This is a genomic window from Campylobacter sp. RM6914, from assembly GCF_004803835.1.
GTDB lineage: Bacteria > Campylobacterota > Campylobacteria > Campylobacterales > Campylobacteraceae > Campylobacter_A > Campylobacter_A californiensis.
The window spans coordinates 1,575,560-1,589,442 of the sequence record NZ_CP012545.1 but is presented as its reverse complement, the minus strand read 5'-3'; the positions used below and the strand labels follow the sequence as shown (position 1 = coordinate 1,589,442).

15 protein-coding genes are annotated in these 13,883 nt (G+C 38.3%); 4 read left to right on the top strand and 11 right to left on the bottom strand.

Features of this window, described 5'->3' with window-relative positions:
- Positions 1–10 precede the first annotated feature (10 nt).
- Positions 11–730 carry a thioredoxin domain-containing protein gene (locus tag CCAL_RS08195; RefSeq protein WP_169936874.1) on the top strand — a complete coding sequence of 240 codons (720 nt, stop codon included), beginning with the start codon at positions 11–13 and terminating at the stop codon, positions 728–730.
- A gap of 15 nt (positions 731–745) precedes the next feature.
- Here the strand turns inward: CCAL_RS08195 and CCAL_RS08190 are convergent, their stop codons facing one another.
- From CCAL_RS08190 to gltX, 5 genes are all read right to left on the bottom strand, one after another.
- Positions 746–1,420, bottom strand: a complete 675-nt coding sequence (locus tag CCAL_RS08190) for an MqnA/MqnD/SBP family protein (RefSeq protein WP_169936872.1) — start codon at positions 1,418–1,420, stop codon at positions 746–748.
- A 3-nt stretch (positions 1,421–1,423) separates the two neighbouring features.
- A complete protein-coding gene (locus CCAL_RS08185) occupies positions 1,424–1,972 on the bottom strand; it encodes an NAD(P)H-dependent oxidoreductase (RefSeq protein ID WP_169936870.1) in 549 nt (182 codons plus the stop codon).
- Between the two features lie 160 nt (positions 1,973–2,132).
- Entirely contained in the window at positions 2,133–2,780 is a 648-nt protein-coding gene (upp, locus tag CCAL_RS08180; RefSeq protein ID WP_169936868.1) for a uracil phosphoribosyltransferase, read from the bottom strand.
- Positions 2,781–2,832: 52 nt separating this feature from the next.
- On the bottom strand, positions 2,833–4,089 hold the full coding sequence (locus tag CCAL_RS08175) for a malic enzyme-like NAD(P)-binding protein (RefSeq protein WP_170015917.1): 1,257 nt from the start codon (positions 4,087–4,089) through the stop codon (positions 2,833–2,835).
- 9 nt (positions 4,090–4,098) lie between these two features.
- Positions 4,099–5,469: a glutamate--tRNA ligase gene (gene gltX, locus CCAL_RS08170; protein ID WP_170015915.1), complete on the bottom strand. Its 1,371-nt coding sequence runs from the start codon at positions 5,467–5,469 to the stop codon at positions 4,099–4,101.
- 76 nt (positions 5,470–5,545) lie between these two features.
- On the opposite strand from gltX, the gene CCAL_RS08165 reads away from it, so the two are divergent.
- Positions 5,546–6,370, top strand: a complete 825-nt coding sequence (locus tag CCAL_RS08165) for a peptidylprolyl isomerase (RefSeq protein WP_170015913.1) — start codon at positions 5,546–5,548, stop codon at positions 6,368–6,370.
- Between the two features lie 43 nt (positions 6,371–6,413).
- Here CCAL_RS08165 and CCAL_RS08160 read toward each other — a convergent pair whose 3' ends face one another.
- From CCAL_RS08160 to CCAL_RS08140, 5 genes are all read right to left on the bottom strand, one after another.
- The gene (locus tag CCAL_RS08160; RefSeq protein ID WP_169936859.1) at positions 6,414–7,745 is read right to left on the bottom strand and encodes an acetyl-CoA carboxylase biotin carboxylase subunit; all 1,332 of its coding nucleotides are present in this window, start codon (positions 7,743–7,745) and stop codon (positions 6,414–6,416) included.
- Positions 7,745–8,194 (bottom strand): acetyl-CoA carboxylase biotin carboxyl carrier protein, encoded by a 450-nt coding sequence (accB, locus tag CCAL_RS08155; protein WP_170015911.1) that lies wholly within the window; start codon positions 8,192–8,194, stop codon positions 7,745–7,747. Before accB ends, CCAL_RS08160 begins: the two co-directional genes overlap by 1 nt.
- A 64-nt stretch (positions 8,195–8,258) precedes the next feature.
- A complete protein-coding gene (locus CCAL_RS08150) occupies positions 8,259–8,918 on the bottom strand; it encodes a molybdate ABC transporter permease subunit (protein WP_170015909.1) in 660 nt (219 codons plus the stop codon).
- A 6-nt stretch (positions 8,919–8,924) separates the two neighbouring features.
- Positions 8,925–9,626 (bottom strand): molybdate ABC transporter substrate-binding protein, encoded by a 702-nt coding sequence (gene modA, locus CCAL_RS08145; protein ID WP_170015907.1) that lies wholly within the window; start codon positions 9,624–9,626, stop codon positions 8,925–8,927.
- 83 nt (positions 9,627–9,709) lie between these two features.
- A complete protein-coding gene (locus tag CCAL_RS08140) occupies positions 9,710–9,916 on the bottom strand; it encodes a tautomerase family protein (protein WP_170015905.1) in 207 nt (68 codons plus the stop codon).
- 66 nt (positions 9,917–9,982) lie between these two features.
- On the opposite strand from CCAL_RS08140, the gene dcd reads away from it, so the two are divergent.
- Both dcd and pseB read left to right on the top strand, forming a co-directional pair.
- Positions 9,983–10,543 carry a dCTP deaminase gene (gene dcd, locus CCAL_RS08135; protein WP_169936850.1) on the top strand — a complete coding sequence of 187 codons (561 nt, stop codon included), beginning with the start codon at positions 9,983–9,985 and terminating at the stop codon, positions 10,541–10,543.
- Between the two features lie 356 nt (positions 10,544–10,899).
- On the top strand, positions 10,900–11,886 hold the full coding sequence (pseB, locus tag CCAL_RS08130) for a UDP-N-acetylglucosamine 4,6-dehydratase (inverting) (RefSeq protein ID WP_170015903.1): 987 nt from the start codon (positions 10,900–10,902) through the stop codon (positions 11,884–11,886).
- Between the two features lie 31 nt (positions 11,887–11,917).
- Here pseB and CCAL_RS08125 read toward each other — a convergent pair whose 3' ends face one another.
- Positions 11,918–13,876: a motility associated factor glycosyltransferase family protein gene (locus tag CCAL_RS08125; RefSeq protein WP_170015901.1), complete on the bottom strand. Its 1,959-nt coding sequence runs from the start codon at positions 13,874–13,876 to the stop codon at positions 11,918–11,920.
- Between the last annotated feature and the right edge of the window lie 7 nt (positions 13,877–13,883).

The following is a 13,883-nucleotide window of genomic DNA, read 5'->3' as shown; positions in this document are numbered from 1 at the left end:
AAGGATAGAAATGAAAAAGATAATACTTACAAGCGTTATTGCGGCAAGTTCGATGTTTGCTGTTACAAATGATCAAATTTTAGGTTTTTACAACCAAATCATCCCACAAGGAGTAAGCGCTGAGATAGTTTCTCGCGAAAAGCTTGAAAATCACCCCGACTTTGAAGGCGTTATTATAAAACTAAGCGACGGAAAAGTAAGCGAAAATGAGATAGTGTTTACTCAAGGCGATCTGCTTTTGCCCGACGTTCTTGACCTAAAGACAGGTAAAAGCTATAAAAACGACTTTAAAGAGAAGATGCTAGTTGGCAAACTTGCTGAAGTTTATAACTCTGAAAAGAGCGAAAATATCATAAAAATCGGCAACGATAGCAAAAAGCCTACAAAGGTTGTATTTAGTGATCCTGAGTGCCCTTACTGTAGAAATGAGCTTGCAAATATAGAGAAAGTCCTTGAAAAAGAAAATTTAAAAATCATCCTAACTCCTGTGCATGATAGAAGCGCGCTTGAGAAAAGTTATCTAGCTTATAAGGATACAAAAACAGCAAAAAGCGATAGCGAAAAGGTTAAAATCCTAAGAAAATACTTCGCCGAAAAATTTGAAGTTCCTGCAAAAAGCGTAACTGACGAGCAGGTTGCAAAAATGGACGAACTAAGGAAAAAATACTTAAGTGCAGGACTTAGAAGCGTTCCGTTTTATATAGACGAAGCAGCACTTACTAAAAAATAACACTCAAGCCTTGTTTTAAGGCTTGAAATTTAATTTTGCGGCGCGATTTAAAAAGATAAAAAGAGCTTTTTTCTCTTTTGCGCCGATCTTATAACTTATAAAATTTAAATACCACTTTATATCGTTTTGGCTAATTTCTCTTGTTTTTGCATATTGGGCTAATATATAGTTTGGAATTTTAACCTTTTGGCGTAAGAAATTCTTGGTAAGTTTTTCATACATCTTGCCATCTTTTCTATAGCAAAAACGAGCAAATACAAACGGCAGGTTGGTCTTTTTGTGCCATGCGCTAGCCATGTCGTGAAATTTATCTTCACCTTCGTTTAGATAGGCTTTTAGTGCACGATCCCCTATGATCACCTCGCCTTGTAGTCCTAAAACCTTACTTAGCATGTTTGAGCTAGCACTGGCATTGTCAAGGCTTGAGGTGCTATTTTTGCGCACTAAAACGCTTTTAACATCATTTTTGGCAACTATGCCTAGGTCTAGTTTTTTATAAATTTTTCTTCGGCTCTCTACGCTTGAGATCACAGCTGCATCTATGCGGTTCTTACGAAGTGCCAAGTTTAGCTTACTTGGCACACCTTTTTTAAATTCTATACTTTTTTTTACGTAGCTCTTAAGCGGGCTACGTTTTAAAAAGACATGAAATGGTAGTAAATTAAGATAGTCGATCTTGCCAAATATCAAATTCTACTCTTCCTCTTCGTCTATTTCATTTTTGAGTAGTTTTATGTATTTTTGCGCTAAAAATCCAAATTTCTCACTATCTATATTCGATAAAACATCATCGACGATAAAGACTTTATTAAACACCATGCCGCAGTAATTCGCGGTTAGGTTAAGAGGTAATAAAATTTCTTCTACCGAGTGTTTTATGCTGCCTTCTCTTGAGTATTTGTCTATCGAACTTCCCGTGCTTACGACGATTTGAAGCTCTTTGCCTACAAGAGCGTTGCCGTCAGAACCATAAGCCCAGCCGTGAGTGAAAATTTCGTCAATATATGCTTTTAAAAGAGGCGGAACACTAAACCAAAACATAGGAAACTGAAGCACAATACGATCCGCTTCCTCTATTAAAGAGTGCTCAAGGGCAACATCAAAATTTCTGGTATTAGTGCCGTAGATATCCTCAAGATGACGAATTTTTACGTCAGGCACCTCTTTTGCTGCATTTAGTAGAAATTTATTGGCTTTTGAATTTTCAAAATACGGGTGTGAAGCTATGATAAGTGTTTTCATTGCACTCTCCTTTTGTGGTTTTAGTAATTATACAGTGAATTTAAACTTAAACACCTTAAATTCGAGCGGTTGGTAATATTTGGTAGGTTTTAGTAAGATATTGAGTTTGTAAATTTAAAGCTTTCTGATTTATAAAAAACGAAAAGCTTTAAATTTTTAATTACGAAAGTGTGTTAAATACTCTATCTCCGGCATCGCCAAGCCCAGGAACTATGTAGTTTTTCTCGTTTAATCTCTCGTCAATTGCAGCCGTATAAACCTCGACGTCAGGATAAATTTCATTAAAACGAGCTAAGCCCTCGGGAGCCGCTATGATGGATATAAATTTTATATTTTTTACACCCTTATCTTTTAGAAATTTGACAGCATCTATCGCTGTGCCACCTGTGGCAAACATCGGATCTATGATAATAGCCATGCGTGAAGATGCGTCAGGCGGAAGCTTTGCGTAGAAGAATTCGGCTTGCGCGGTTTCTTCGTTTCTTTGAAATCCCAAAAAACCTACCGCAGCATCCGGGATGATGGTAAATACGCTATCAAGCATGCCAAGTGCTGCACGCAAGATAGGGCATATCATGATCTTAGTGGCTAGTTTTTTAGCTTTTGTCTTTGCAACCGGTGTTTGCACCTCGATCTCGCGTAAAGCAAGATCTCTTGTTGCTTCAAAGATCATTAGGTGGCTAATCTCATCAACTATCATACGAAATTGAAATGGTTCAGTTTTTTTATCTCGTAATATTGATAGTTTGTGCTCGATTAGCGGGTGAGATATAAGTTTGATGTTATTTTTATCTATTTGATGAGCCATTTGCTTTCCTTATTTGGTTTTTACGGAGCTTTTACGCCCCGTAAAATTTACATTAAAATATACCTTCTGCAAGTTTTTTAGTATAAGCTTTTACGTCAAAGTCTTTAACTCTTGCTACTCCGTCATTTACGGCAGCTTGTGCTACTGCTGGAGCAACGGCTGTTAAAACGCGCTTATCAAAAGGTTTTGGTATGATGTAGTCTTTACCAAATTTTAGCTCTTTTACACCAAATGCAGCGCAAACATCAGCAGGAACAGGCTCTTTTGCTAGATTAGCAAGTGCTTTTGCGGCTGCCATTTTCATGTTTTCGGTGATCTTTTTAGCTCTCACGTCAAGCGCGCCACGGAAGATAAATGGAAAGCCAAGGACATTGTTTACTTGGTTTGGATAGTCGCTTCTTCCTGTTCCCATCATGACATCACTTCTAACCTCTGCAACTTCTTCAGGGAAAATTTCAGGAGTAGGGTTGGCAAGAGCAAATATTATCGGCTCTGCATTCATAGAGGCAACCATCTCTTTTGTAAGTACGCCCGGTTTTGATAGACCTAAAAACATATCAGCGCCTCTCATTGCATCCGCAAGTGTTCTGTCGTCAGTTTTTAGTGCAAATTCTATCTTTTCAGGAGTTAGATCGGTTCTTTCGCTATGGATAACACCCTTGCTATCACACATTACGATATGCTTTGCGCCAAGAGCTTTATACATTTTAGCGCAAGCTATTCCTGCGGCTCCGGCACCGCTAACTACGATCTTGATTTTAGAAATATCTTTGCCTGAAATTTCCATAGCATTTATCATGCCTGCACTTGTTATCATCGCGGTTCCGTGTTGATCGTCGTGCATTACAGGGATATCAACCGCTTCTTGAAGTTTACGCTCTATCTCAAAACATTTTGGAGCGCGCATGTCTTCTAAATTTATACCGCCAAATGTCGGTGAAAGTGCTTTACAAATCTCGACGATTTTATCCGGATCGTTTTCATCAAGCTCGATATCAAAAGCATCGACATTTGCAAATTTTTTAAATAAAACAGCTTTACCTTCCATTACAGGCTTGCCTGCTACTGCTCCTATGTCACCAAGACCAAGAACTGCTGTTCCGTCTGTGATAACGGCTACAAGATTGCCTTTGTTTGTGTATTTGTAAGCTAATTCGTTATCAGCTTCTATCTCGCGGCATGGCTCGGCAACACCCGGTGTGTATGCCATAGATAGATCGCGTGCGCTTTTGCAAGGTGTCTTAACGCTAATAGCGATCTTACCGCCTAAGTGGTATGCTAATGCTTCTTCTTTTGTAACTTTACTCATTTTTTCTCCTTAATTTAAAATTTTTGTTATTCTGTTTTTTGTTTCGGTACTTCCAAGCACTTCTAATACTTCAAATATACCGGGACTCACGCTATTACCTGTTAGTGCCACTCTAAGTGCTTGTGCTAGGTCTTTTAGTTTTACCTCGTTAGCTTGCAAGAACTCGTTTGTTAGCGTTTCATAGCCTTTTGCGTCTAAATTTAATGTCAAAATTTCACTAAATTTAGTCAGTATCTCTTTTGTTTGCACGGTTATAAATTTATCATAAGCTTTTTGATCATATTCTGTTGGTGCATTTATGATAGAATTCGCCGCTTTTGACATGTCTATTAGGGTTTTTGAACGCTCTCTTAGGATGTTTAGCAACAATTCGCCTTTTGCGTGAGAGTTAAAATCAACGCCAAATTCTTTCATTTCTTTAGCTAAGCGCTCGTAAGGCAATGTCTTAATATAATGCGCGTTTAGCCAGTCAAGTTTTTGGGCGTTATATGTGCTTGATGATTTATTTATATCATGCGGATCGAAAAATTTAAGCATATCGTCCATGTTAAAAATTTCATCATCGCCGTGACTCCAACCAAGACGCACAAGGAAATTTAAAAGCGCTTCAGGCAGATAACCCATGCGTTTGTATTCCATTACGTCGGTTGCACCGTGGCGCTTGCTTAGTTTTTTGCCGTCTTCTCCGTTTATCATAGCTACATGGAAAAATTCCGGTTTTTTAAAGCCAAGAGCGTCGTAAAGAACGATTTGTTTTGGTGTATTTGAAAGGTGATCATCGCCGCGTATAACGTGAGTTACACCCATTAAAGCATCATCTATGACAACTGTAAAATTATATGTTGGCGTGCCGTCGCTTCTGGCGATGATAAAGTCGTCAAGTATATCTTCGACTTTAAATTTCACCTCTCCTTTGATGCCGTCTTTTATAACTATTTCTCCCTCCATAGGAGCTTTTATGCGAATAACAGGCTCAATTCCGGCGGGTGGAGTTCCTGTAAAGTCGCGGTAGCGGTTGTCGTATTTTGGGCGTTCTTTACGAGCTTCTTGCTGGGCGCGTAGCTCATCAAGTTCTTCCTTGCTCATATAGCATTTATACGCCTTGCCTTCATCAAGTAGCTTTTTAACATACTCCTTGTATACATCAAAGCGCTTTGACTGATATGCAACCTCGCCGTCATAATCAAGCCCACACCAGTCAAACGCCTCGCGTATGGCGATCGTTGCTTCTTCGGAGTTGCGTTTTAGGTCGGTATCTTCTATGCGAAGTAAAAATTTACCACCGTTAGCTCTGGCATACAAATAACTATAAAGCGCCGTTCGAAGACCACCGATATGCAAATACCCTGTCGGAGAGGGCGCAAATCTAGTAACTATCATCGTTTTACCTTAAAAAATTTTTATGTTATAATTGGATAAAATTATATTTATTAATTACTTAAACAAAGGTTTTGTCATGTTTAAAAGAGCTATTTTTGCTTCTTTAGTGTGTGGAATTTGCCTAAATGCGCAGATGGTTAACGGTATCGCAGCTATCGTAGAAAACGAGCCGATAACGCTCTTTGAAGTTTATAAGATAAAAGAGCAGTTTAATACCGATGAAAGACAGGCTTTAAATTTACTTATTAGAGACCGTTTGGAGCAAGCAGAGATAAAAAATTTATCAATTGGCGCCTCGGCATTTGAGATAAAAGAGAGAATCGACGCTATTATCGCTCAAAACAAAATGACAAATTCGCAATTTTTAAACTCACTTGCTGCAGAAGGCATAAGCTATAGCGACTTTAAAAATGATATAGAAAAGAAGCTTTTACAAGAAAAGCTTTATAAGCGCATATCTTCTGAAGTAGGTAAAAATTTAACACCTGAGCAAGCAAGAGCGTATTATGAGGCAAATAAACATCAATTTAGCGTATTTCAAAATGCAGAAGTTACGATATTTAGAGCAAATAGCGAAAAACAACTGCAAGATCAGCAAAGCAGCAAAAAGACACTAAAAGGCGTAGAGGCACAAAAAATTTCTTTTGATTACTCAAGGATAGATCCGCGCTTAGCAGCAATAATCGCCAATACACAAGTTGGTCAATATACTCAAATTTTAGCCAGACAAGGTGGCTTTGACATGTTTTTGGTTGAAAACAAAATTGGCGAATACACTCCAAGCTTTGAGCAAATTCAAGAGCAGATCATGAACTCTCTCTACGAGTCTGAACAACAAAAAGTTATGCAAGACTACTTTGAAAAACTTCGCGCAAAAGCAAAAATCAATATAATCAGATAAATTTTTTATGGGCTAAATTCAAATTTAGCCCATAAGTGACATATTAATGTCTTGAAAGATAGTTTGTGTCGTAGTTGTTGTTTATGAAGTCTGGGTTATCCATCATTGCGATGTGGAAATCACGAGTTGTTTTTATCCCTTGGATAACAAGTTGCTCAAGCGCTACTTTCATCTTATGGATGGCTCTATTTCTATCCTCATCCCAAACTATAAGCTTGCCTATCATACTGTCATAAAACGGCGGTATAGAGTAGTCTTGATAGATATGACTATCCATGCGCACATTGCGTCCACCTGGGCAGACGTATTTTGTGATCTTGCCTGGACATGGAGTAAAGCTGTTTGGATCTTCGGCTGTTATACGGCATTCGATCGCATGACCTCTTAACTGTATGCTGTCTTGGCTAGGTAGTGCCTCGCCTTGCGCTACTCTTATCATCCATTCAATAATATCAAGTCCGCTTACCATCTCACTTACGCAGTGTTCAACTTGCAAGCGTGTGTTCATTTCGATAAAGTAAAAATCCAAATTTTTATCTACTAAAAATTCAAACGTTCCCGCACCCTCGTATCCTATCGCTTTTGCTGCGCGAATGGCGGTTTCGTGAAGTTTTTTTCGTATCTCGTCGCTAAGTAAGATCGCGGGGCTTTCTTCTATTAGCTTTTGATGGCGGCGTTGCATAGAGCAGTCGCGCTCGCCGATGTGTAGGACATTACCATGGCTATCGCCGATGATCTGAACTTCAATGTGGCGTGGATTTAGGATGTATTTTTCCATATACATCGTTCCATCACCAAATGCACTCATTGCCTCGCTTTCGGCAGACCAAAATGCCTTTTCAAGATCTTCTTCTTTTTCGACCACGCGCATTCCGCGACCGCCACCGCCCGCAGCTGCTTTTAGTATAACAGGATAGCCGATCTTTTTAGCTAAATCTTTGGCAAATTTTATATCTTTGATAGCACCGTCAGATCCAGGGATAACAGGCACGCCTGCGCGTTGCATCATCTGTTTTGCTTTACTTTTATCACTCATTAAGGCCATAGCCTCAACGCTTGGTCCTATAAATTTTATTTTATGATGTGAGCAAATTTCAACGAAATTTTGGTTTTCACTTAAGAAGCCATATCCAGGAAATATCGCGTCTGCTCCGCTAATTTCGGCAGCTGAAATAATCGCAGGTATGTTTAAATAGCTGTCGCTTGATCGAGGTGCACCGATGCAAATTGAAGCATCTGCGTATTTAACATAAAGTGCGTCTTGATCGGCGGTTGAGTGAACCACGATCGCCTCTTTGCCCATCTCCTTTATCGTTCGCAAAGCTCTGAGTGCGATTTCGCCTCGGTTTGCGATTAAAACTTTTTTGATTTGCATTAAATCTTCTCCACGCCAAATAACGGCATAGCAAATTCGATAGGCTGTCCGTCTGCAACAAGTGCTTCTGTTATTTGACAATCAAATTCAGCCTCTATCTCATTCATGATCTTCATTGCTTCGATTATACCGATGACATCACCTTTGCGAACTCTTTGTCCGACTTTTACAAATGGAGCTGCGCCTGGACTTGGAGCTGCGTAAAATGTACCTACCATAGGTGAATTTATCGTATTTTTAGGTGTATTAGATGTTTTTACTTCAGAGCTTACTACAACATTTACCGGAGTTGGAGCCGGAGCTATTGGAGCAGGGGTTGGCTTAGGTAGTTCGCAGCAGTCTGCAAATTTCTCAAGTTCGATCTCGAAATCCCCATCTTTTATCTTGATCTTATTCATATCCATTTCGTTGAAAAATTCAATCAATTCCTTGATGTCTTCTTTTTTCATAAAATTCTCCTAAAAATTTTAAATAATTTATATTGTATCAAAATTTTACTAATAAACAGCCAAATTACTTTCGGCGGCTGTTTAAAAAATTTATTATACCAAACATTATAATGCTTAAAATTACCAAAATAAGGCTTAGGATTAACGCTTGCTCATTCTCACCGTCATACACAGCGTTAAATATCGCAAGTGAAACGGTATCTGTTTTACCGACAATGTTTCCGCCTAGCATTAGCGTTATGCCAACCTCTCCAAGTCCGCGTGCAAGAGCTAAGATAAGAGCAGCTAAAACGCTTTTAAAAATATTTGGAAACATTACAAAAAAGGCGATATGGGCTCTGTTTTTACCAAGGCTTTGTGCGGCTTCGATGAGAGTTTTGGGAAAGTTTTCAAGTGCGGCTGCAACGGGCTTTACAAATAACGGCAATCCAGCCAAAAAAGAAGCCAAGATAAGGGCATTAAAGCTAAAGGCGATCTCTAAATTTAGAGCTTTTCCGATGATCCCGTTTCGTCCAAGTAGATAAAGCAGCAAAAACCCAGTTGCAATAGGAGGGAAAATAAGCGGAAACATGACTATCGTTTCAAAAAAGGCTTTAAATTTACCATTGTAAAATGCCAACAAATAAGCGATTGGTGTGCCTATAAGGATAAAAAGCAAAAAGCTTGTCCCAAGCGTTTTGGTGCTTAAGATAAGCGGATGGATAAGCCAATTTAGCTCGTTCAAATTTAACTACTTAAGTCCGAATTTGGCAAAAATTTCTTTAGAACGATCGCTTTTTAGTTCGTTTATAAATTTCTCACACAGGGCATTGTTCTCGCAAGCTTTTAGCTTTGCGGCAGAGATATAAACATAATTATAAAGACTTTCGTTAATGTAAATAATCGAGCCAAATTCGTCCTTTTTGGCTTTTGCTTCAGTTGGGTTGATAAAACCTGCATCAACTTCGTTGTTGATCACGTAAGCAACTATTTGCGGCACACCTGCAACGGGTAAGATTTTAGCGCTAAGATTGTTCTTTAAATTCGCGTTTTGTAAAAACTCGGTTGCACGAATTCCATAAATAGCCTTTTTGGGGTCAGGCATGGCGATACGGTTTAAATTTTTAAGATCGTTAACGTCTTTTATAGTCTTGTTTTTGGGAGTTACAAGCACCAAAGCACCTTTTCCGATACGCTCATATCCTTTGATATCAAGGTTGGTTTTGTTTAAAAATGCCTCGTCGCCAACGATTATCGCCATCTTACCTTCCTTGGCTTGGATAGTTATCTGTCCTAAATTTGCAAAGGCACCGTCGATGTTTGCGCCTTCTTTTTTAAGATTATCTATCACGGCGCTAATTGGCTTTTTATATCCACCGCCGGCGCCTACTAGCAAGCTATCGGCACTTAGCATAAAAACCGTAGTAAATAACAAAAGAACTATCTTTTTCATCATCTATCCTTTTAAATTTAATGTTGGCAAATGATATTAAATATATTCTTATATATTTATAAAAGATATTTTTTTATATTTAGCTACTTTTCTTGTCTGATTTTACTTACTGTTTTTCCGCCTATTGCATAGTTGTCGGTCGAAATTTCGTCTATGGTAACGACACAGGTTTTTTCGCCTCGGCCTACGACTTCTACGAAGCTATCGGTTAGCTTTTTAGCCAAAGCCTCCTTTTGCTCTACGCTTAGTCCGCCATCCTCTTTTGTCATTGTTACTTTTATGATAGGCATTTTCACTCCTTTTAAATTTCAGCCTATTTTAGCTAAAATTTGGCCCAAAATTTAAAAGGATGAAAAATGGGTTTAAAAAGCGATAAATGGATACGAGAAAAGAGCTTAAACGAAAAAATGATAGTGCCTTTTGCAGAAGAACAAGTAGGCAAGGGCGTAGTAAGCTATGGTGTGTCAAGCTATGGCTATGACATCAGGGTCGGAAACGAGTTTAAAATTTTTACAAATATCGGCGGAACGGTAGTCGATCCAAAGAATTTTGATGAGAAAAACGTGGTGGATTTTGTGGGCGATGTTTGTATTGTGCCGCCGAATTCATTTGCACTAGCTAGAACGGTTGAGTATTTCAATATGCCTGATAACGTGCTGGCAATTTGTCTGGGTAAAAGCACATATGCAAGATGCGGTATCATCGTAAACGTAACGCCGTTTGAGCCGGGATTTAAGGGGCACATAACGATAGAGATCTCAAACACGACGCCGCTTCCTGCTAAAATTTATGCAAATGAAGGTATCGCGCAGGTGCTCTTTATTGAGGGTGATGAGCCATGTGAGGTAACTTATGCGGATAAAAAAGGCAAGTATCAAGCACAGGAGGGGATAACACTTCCTAGAATATTAAAGTAGCTTGTCTCGCTTTGTTATACTTTGTTGAAATTTAAAAATCAATACTCACGTATTACATATACACTCCGTTTGATTGTTAAATTTCGCCTAGTCTAACTTTGCGATACTTCGCGTTTTACGTTTTCTTTATCTTTATTAAATACTTCGCAATCTCTCTGTTATTGTTTTTCTTGTTATTAAATTTGGTATATTTTTTGCTTAAATTTTAAAAATAATATAAAAAGGCGAACTGTTTTTTGCAAGACAAGGCGAAAATGAGTAAAGCAAGGGAGTTGTCATATAGGTAATGACCGCAGATGAGCGAATTGTCAACGCAGTATAGCGGAAAATAGAAGCCACAAATAAGGATAAAGACGATGTTTAACGGCAAAAACATTTTGATCACCGGTGGAACGGGAAGTTTTGGTAAAAAATACACAGAAATCCTACTTAAGAAATTTAATCCAAAACGTCTCATCATATACTCTCGCGATGAACTAAAACAATACGAGATGGCTCAGGTTTTTAATGCTGCAGCGATGCGTTACTTCATCGGAGATGTAAGAGATGAGAAAAGATTAAAAACTGCCATGAACGGCGTTGATTATGTAATACACGCGGCTGCTATGAAGCATGTGCCGATCGCAGAATACAATCCTATGGAGTGCATAAAAACTAATATAAACGGTGCGCAAAACGTCATTGATGCGGCGTTTGAGTGTGGAGTAGATAAAGTCATTGCGCTGTCAACTGACAAGGCCTGCAACCCTGTAAATTTATATGGTGCTACAAAGTTAGCTAGCGATAAACTTTTTGTCGCGGCAAACAACATCGCAGGTAGTAAAAAAACTCGCTTTAGTGTCGTAAGATACGGCAATGTCGTTGGCTCTCGCGGATCGGTGGTGCCACTGTTTAAACGCTTGATAGCAGAGGGCGCAAAAGAGCTTCCGATAACGCATGCTGATATGACGCGATTTTGGATCACGTTAGAACAAGGCGTAAATTTCGTGCTTAAGAATTTCGAGCGAATGAAAGGCGGAGAGATCTTCATTCCTAAAATTCCATCCATGACCATGATGGATCTAGCTCGTGCTTTAGCGCCAGAACTTGGCATAAAGATCATAGGGATACGTCCTGGCGAAAAGATGCATGAAGTGATGGTTGGCAAAGATGATGCGCATTTGACTTACGAATTTGACGATCATTATGTGATTAGCCCGTCGATCCAATTTACTACGGCTCAAAATTTTGCGGTAAATTCTATCGGTGAAAAAGGCAAGTCGGTCGAAAAAGAATTTGAATATAGTTCGGATAAGAACAAAATTTGGCTTGACAGAAACGGTCTTTTGGATATGATAGGCTGATAGTTTTAGAGACGATTTCTCGTCTCTTTTGTTATTTGATAGGAAGTAAATTTCTTTTTTTCATTTCGTTTATTAAATTCTTAGAAGCTTTTTTAGTTGTTTCGATCTCTGCATTTATGCCGCCGGCAAGGGAAAATAGCCAATATTTATGCATCTCGACCCATTCTATTAATTTATTTGTTTTTTCTAGTGTTGTTTCACTTGGGGCGACTGAAATTTTAGCAAGTTCAAGTTCTTGATAATAAACAGAAATGGATAGGATGTATTCTATATAAAGTCTAAATTCTTTTTTTCCTGCAAACATTTTAGCTTTATCTATTTTGTTTGTAATGGCAACTAATTTTTTAAATAATTTCTCGCTAACATTGCCTTCATTGCGGATTTTGATCATTTTATCTATATCGTCTACAACATCCAAGAATACTTCTTCTATTTTGTTTTTTACAAGATTTAAGACTTTTAATTTGCGCTCTATAAAATTATAAGATTGCAATAATTCTTTCTCAACGACACGATCTTTTGGAAGAGCAATATGTGGTAAATTTTTAATTTCCGCATTTTGGCTAAGTTCCGTCATTACTTCTATAAAAGGTCGTTCTATGGCTCCTTTGATCATGGCTCCACCCTCTGTGCAGTTAAATGTTTTTATGCCTTTTTTATTAAATGATTCGATGTCTGATTCGTATTGGTTTTTAAATTTATCCCAAACATATGTTGTGCGAACTTCGCCTTTACCGCCGTAAGCAGTAGTGTAGATATACTCGTCTTGCTGGACAAAGGCGTGTCCTGTAGCATGAGACTTACCGTCTGATGCAAATGCCAAATCTTGTCCTATAAGAACTATGTTTGTATGACCCAAGGCATTTGCTAGTTGAAACGCCTGATTTGCCGTGCTTAGCCCAAGACCAAGATAGCCGTGCTTATCTAGCTTAAAAGATTTTTCGGCTTGTGGACGTATGGTAAGAATAAGGCGACGTGGCAATATGTTTTTTACAGTTTGTGAATGAGTTAGCGATGCTACGACGAAATATATATCTTTATCAAATTCACCGTATCTTTTTTTAAAAAAGCTTGAAGTTTCTACAACACGTTCTATTGATGTGACATAGTCAGGCTTAATGCCGTGCTTGGCTAGTATCGGATATGAAGCATCAAGACTTATTACGGTAACATAAGGGGCAAATTTTTTAAGCGCTTCAAGTTGTTTATCAAGACTTGGTCCGGTAGCTACAATAACTGCTGTTTTCATTAGATCTTTACGTTTTTTGATTAGATCAAAATAAACATAGCCTTTTATCGTTTGTGGTAAATTTCTAATGTGCTGATCGATACCTTGAAGCATATCGGCTACGCTATTGCCATGAGAGGCGACCACTTGGGCGATAGCGCGCGTAAAGTGTTTATTTATTTTAGCGTAGTCATCTGCAAATTTATCATAAAAAGGCGTGTGTATATGCAGTGTGTATGTTTTGGCATATACCATAAAAACTTGTCTTACCATTAGATGATAAATTTGTGAATACGTAACAAAATCAGAATAAAAAAGTATAAGTCGTTCGTTTGCAAGCTCTTCTGATAAATCAATTAAATTTAGAGTAATATATAAAATTTCAAGCTCTGGCTCTATGACAATTATGTGTTTATGGGTTTGATTATGTAACATGGCTTTATAAAACACCCCATTGCCAAGACCGTAGAAAAACATCACAGGATATCTTTTGCTCTCATTACCTATCGTGGAGAGCAGCTGTTCTGTGTCGCGTGCAGGCTTTTCGTATATGTATTCAAAACTATTTTTATCGATCATATTTATGTCTATGGGGTCTTTGCCGACAAAAACTTCGTATTGCTTTTGCTCGCCTAATGTTAAAAGCCGAACGGCTAGAATTTCATCTTGCTTAAATAGAGCTTGTAAATTTTTACGAAAAATCGGGTTTTGAACTTCGTCTAGTGCTGAAGAATTGATTTGCGTATCTGTTTTTTTAGCCATTTTTTCT

Excerpts from the sequence above, each read along its gene's own strand:
- CCAL_RS08195 (WP_169936874.1), top strand. The coding sequence starts at position 11 with ATGAAAAAGATAATACTTACAAGCGTTATTGCGGCAAGTTCGATGTTT.
- CCAL_RS08185 (WP_169936870.1), bottom strand. The coding sequence starts at position 1,972 with ATGAAAACACTTATCATAGCTTCACACCCGTATTTTGAAAATTCAAAA.
- upp (WP_169936868.1), bottom strand. The coding sequence starts at position 2,780 with ATGGCTCATCAAATAGATAAAAATAACATCAAACTTATATCTCACCCG.
- CCAL_RS08175 (WP_170015917.1), bottom strand. The coding sequence starts at position 4,089 with ATGAGTAAAGTTACAAAAGAAGAAGCATTAGCATACCACTTAGGCGGT.
- gltX (WP_170015915.1), bottom strand. The coding sequence starts at position 5,469 with ATGATAGTTACTAGATTTGCGCCCTCTCCGACAGGGTATTTGCATATC.
- CCAL_RS08165 (WP_170015913.1), top strand. The coding sequence starts at position 5,546 with ATGTTTAAAAGAGCTATTTTTGCTTCTTTAGTGTGTGGAATTTGCCTA.
- CCAL_RS08160 (WP_169936859.1), bottom strand. The coding sequence starts at position 7,745 with ATGCAAATCAAAAAAGTTTTAATCGCAAACCGAGGCGAAATCGCACTC.
- accB (WP_170015911.1), bottom strand. The coding sequence starts at position 8,194 with ATGAAAAAAGAAGACATCAAGGAATTGATTGAATTTTTCAACGAAATG.
- modA (WP_170015907.1), bottom strand. The coding sequence starts at position 9,626 with ATGAAAAAGATAGTTCTTTTGTTATTTACTACGGTTTTTATGCTAAGT.
- CCAL_RS08140 (WP_170015905.1), bottom strand. The coding sequence starts at position 9,916 with ATGCCTATCATAAAAGTAACAATGACAAAAGAGGATGGCGGACTAAGC.
- dcd (WP_169936850.1), top strand. The coding sequence starts at position 9,983 with ATGGGTTTAAAAAGCGATAAATGGATACGAGAAAAGAGCTTAAACGAA.
- pseB (WP_170015903.1), top strand. The coding sequence starts at position 10,900 with ATGTTTAACGGCAAAAACATTTTGATCACCGGTGGAACGGGAAGTTTT.
- CCAL_RS08125 (WP_170015901.1), bottom strand. The coding sequence starts at position 13,876 with ATGGCTAAAAAAACAGATACGCAAATCAATTCTTCAGCACTAGACGAA.